Raw genomic sequence first — 1,420 nt, 5'->3', positions numbered from 1 at the left:
CACGCCTGTTTTGGATTAAAATGCTGATCGCTCCGGGATGCATCACCACGCTCTGGATTTAACATACTGATTTTACGTCAAGGGAATCCGCAGCCTTTATGGCTACGCAGCATAATATCTATTTATTCAACAAAGCCATTCTTCGTCTCAGCGACGCCCCGCACGGTGGTTTGATAATCACCACCACGCTAATAATGACTAGGCTAATCACGAGGGATAACGCTTTCATAAATGGTTTGTTCTGCCATCATAGTCGAACGAACATCTACAGATTTACCACAGACTTAGCGCCACTGACAATATTTTTTCTACCGCGCGACAAAATCCGATGAAAAAATCTGCGTTAAATACAAATTAATAATATAGATATAAACAATTATTCATATTGTGCTTTTTCTTCGAGCTTTCTCCGACGACGACGTAGATTCGCGCAAAGCTGCAAGTCAGCGCCCATTCCAGAGGAAACGTACCGCATGCCAATCACCTTTGTGCGAGCCGTTGCTGATAACGTTGTTTTTATACTGCCGCTTAGACTCAGGATGGCGCACGCTGCCGGAATTGACAGGAGGGAGCGTTATGTCGCTGGCAATTACCTATTCGCGCGCAATGATTGGCATTCAGGCCCCTTGCGTGACGATCGAAGCCCATATCAGCAATGGCTTGCCCGCATTGACGCTGGTTGGCCTGCCGGAAACCACGGTTAAGGAAGCACGGGATCGGGTGCGCAGCGCACTGCTCAATGCCGGGTTCACCTTTCCCGCCAAGCGGATTACCGTCAATCTCGCCCCAGCGGATTTTCCCAAGGAAGGCGGGCGCTACGATCTGCCCATCGCACTATCGATTCTGGCAGTCTCAGATCAGATTTGTGGCAAGGGGTTAGCGCAGCATGAGTTTCTGGGTGAATTTGGATTATCCGGGGCGCTGCGTGCGGTTACCGGCGCGATCCCGGCAGCCATCGCGGCAGGCAAGGCAGGCCGGCAGCTTATTTTGCCACTGGCTCATAAGCAGGAAATGGCGCTTATCGGGCACGGTGAAGTATTGCTAGCAGAACACCTGAATGCGGTGTGCGCCTTTTTGCACAGCGGTGAGCCGTTAGCCAGCAGCTAGGGGGTTGAAGTTCATGCGCCCGACTTCAACAACGCCCCGGACCTGGCAGACATCATTGGGCAAGAGCAGGGAAAACGGGCGCTCGAAGTCACTGCCGCCGGAGGCCACAACCTGCCGGTACTGGAAAAACCATGCTGGCTAGCCGTCTTGCCGGGCTATTGCCCCCGTTGAGTGCATATTCGCATGCGATCGATCATCGATTCGCATCTAAGGTCGATCACGTTTTCGCATCGTATCGATCATCCGGGAACCTGACTTTTTTATCGTGTTAGCGTGTTTCTTCTGCGCTTTCCACTACCGGGCTATTTTTCCT

1 protein-coding gene and 1 pseudogene are annotated in these 1,420 nt (G+C 51.9%); one reads left to right on the top strand and one right to left on the bottom strand.

The window, feature by feature from the left end; genetic code table 11:
* Positions 1 to 118: 118 nt before the first annotated feature.
* Complete coding sequence (locus tag QZ506_RS02495) at positions 119 to 229, bottom strand: IlvGEDA operon leader peptide (RefSeq protein ID WP_291968832.1); 111 nt, start codon at positions 227 to 229, stop codon at positions 119 to 121.
* A 347-nt stretch (positions 230 to 576) separates the two neighbouring features.
* On the opposite strand from QZ506_RS02495, the pseudogene QZ506_RS02490 reads away from it, so the two are divergent.
* Positions 577 to 1,280, top strand: a pseudogene (locus QZ506_RS02490) (magnesium chelatase domain-containing protein); the annotation flags it as partial.
* Positions 1,281 to 1,420: the final 140 nt, after the last annotated feature.

It is taken from the genome of Candidatus Symbiopectobacterium sp., assembly GCF_020054415.1.
Classification (GTDB): Bacteria; Pseudomonadota; Gammaproteobacteria; order Enterobacterales; family Enterobacteriaceae; genus Symbiopectobacterium.
Note: the sequence above shows the minus strand (reverse complement) of the source record. Positions and strands in the feature narration are given on the sequence as shown.

What these genes read in the sequence shown, in the direction of transcription:
- QZ506_RS02495 (WP_291968832.1), bottom strand. Translation starts at nt 229, where the DNA reads ATGAAAGCGTTATCCCTCGTGATTAGCCTAGTCATTATTAGCGTGGTG.